The organism is Microbispora sp. NPDC046973, from assembly GCF_040644495.1.
Taxonomy (GTDB): Bacteria; Actinomycetota; Actinomycetes; order Streptosporangiales; family Streptosporangiaceae; genus Microbispora.
Genome location: NZ_JBEYWQ010000077.1, coordinates 1 through 2,221, shown reverse-complemented (window position 1 = coordinate 2,221; position 2,221 = coordinate 1). Strand labels below are relative to the sequence as shown.

Sequence of the window (2,221 nt, the reverse complement as noted above, 5' to 3'; positions counted from 1 at the left end):
CCCCCGGCCCCCGGTGCGCTCCACCACCGGAGCGGCCATCAGCTTCCACCTCACCCCCGAGGTGACAGCCGGGTTGCAGGAGCTGTCCCGCACCAGCGGCGCCACCATGTTCATGACACTGCTGGCCGCCTACACCGTCCTGCTGAACAAATACACCGGCCAGGACGACATCATCGTCGGTACACCAGTCGCCGGCCGTAACCACGGCCAGACCGAGGACCTCATCGGCTTCTTCGTCAACACCCTGGCGCTGCGCACCGACCTTTCCGGCGACCCCACCTTCACCCAACTGCTAGGCCGGGTGCGGGCCACCGCCCTGGACGCCTACACCCACCAAGACCTGCCCTTCGAACAACTCGTCGACGAACTCGGCGTCGTACGCGACCGCTCCCGCACCCCGCTCTTCCAGACCCTGTTCAAGTTCAGCGAGCAGGACCAAGGGGACTCGGGCGGCATCGAGGAGGCAGAAAAGGACGGGGTGAGCGCACGGTTCGACCTCACGGTCGCTTTCGTGCAGAGCGACACCGAGCTCACCGGCGTCGTCAACTACAGCACGGCCCTGTTCGCCGAGCCCACCATCCGCAGACTGGCGAGCCATCTGGCCGAACTGCTCGCGGCCGTCGTCGGCGATCCCGATCGGCACCTGTCGGCGTTGTCGATCCTTACACCCACCGAACTCCAGGTTCTGGCGGACTGGAACGCCACCGCGACCGAGATGCCGCCGTTCCGGGGGATGCACGAACTCGTCGCGGCCCAGGCCGGCACCTGCCCCAGCAGCGTCGCCGTCATCGAGGGTGAGCGCACCCTGAGCTACGGCGAGCTCGACGTACGGGCCGAGCGGCTCGCCCATCATCTGCGCGAGTTGGGCGTGGAGCGCGACCAGATCGTGGCCGTATGCCTGCCTCGGAGCACCGACCTGGTCGTCACCGTGCTGGCGATCTGGCGCACCGGAGGGATCTACCTTCCTCTCGATCCCGACCACCCCGCCGACCGGCTCGCGTACATGCTCAGCGACAGCCGGGCATCTGTTCTCGTCTGCCGGGAAGGCGCACCGGTCGGTGGGGAGAACCTCGCCGTCGTCAGAGTGGACGATCCGGCGATCGCCGAGCGGCCGGCAACCGCGCCCGCCGACGGCGTCGTCGTGCCCGTCCATCCCGAGCAGGGTGCGTACCTCCTTTACACCTCCGGCTCGACCGGACGCCCGAAGGGCGTCGTCGTGCCGCATCGGGGACTGGTGAACCGCATCGCCTGGATGCAGGACGCCTACCAGCTCTCTCCGAGTGATCGGGTTCTGACCAAGACATCGACGACGTTCGACGTCTCGCTCTGGGAACTGGTGTGGCCGCTCATCACGGGCGCCTGCATGGTGATCGCCGAGCCGGGCCGCCATGGCGATCTCGCCTACCTTGCCGACGTGATTGACCGCCACGAGGTCAGCGTCAGCCACTTCGTGCCGTCGGTGTTCCACCAGTTCGTTCACCACCCCTGGCCCGGTGCCCTCGCCGGACTGCGCATGATCCTCTGTGGTGGTGAGGCGCTGAGCGGCGCTGACGTCGCCGCCCTTTATCGTCGGCACGCCACAGTCACGGTCCACAATCTGTACGGCCCCGCCGAAGCCTCCATCGACGTAACCGCGTGGGAGTGCCCCCGCCCCGGCGACGACGCCCCACCACCGATCGGCGCCCCCATCGCCAACACACGCCTGTACGTCCTGGACCGGCACCTCAAGCCTGTGTCCGTCGGGGTGACCGGAGAGCTGTACATCGCCGGTGACAATCTGGCCCGGGGCTATCACCACCGCCCGGCGCTGACCGCCGAACGCTTCGTCGCCGACCCCTTCGACCCCGAGGGCGGGCGGCTGTACCGGACCGGAGACCTGGCCCGCTGGCGGCCCGACGGACAACTGGACTTCCTGGGCCGCACCGACCACCAGGTCAAGCTGCGCGGCGTCCGAATCGAGCCGGCCGAGGTCGAGCATGCGCTGACCGCGCACCCGGCGATCGACGCCGCGTTGGTCGCCGTGCACGAACAGCGGTTGGTCTCGTATCTGGTCGCGGCCGACCAGGTCATCGGCATCCCCACAGCCGGAGAGCTGCGACAGTTCTTGCGAGAGACCCTGCCGGATTACATGGTCCCTGGTGTGTTCGTCGAGCTGGCCGGTTTCCCCCGGACTCCGAACGGCAAGATCGACCGTGCGAGCCTGCCCGCGCCCGACAGCAGT

At 68.3% G+C, this 2,221-nt stretch carries 1 protein-coding gene; it reads left to right on the top strand.

Going from position 1 to position 2,221, the window contains the following annotated elements; genetic code table 11:
- Window positions 1-13: 13 nt before the first annotated feature.
- A partial coding sequence (locus ABZ860_RS42750; RefSeq protein WP_357232585.1) for an amino acid adenylation domain-containing protein occupies window positions 14-2,221 on the top strand: 2,208 nt, incomplete at its 3' end.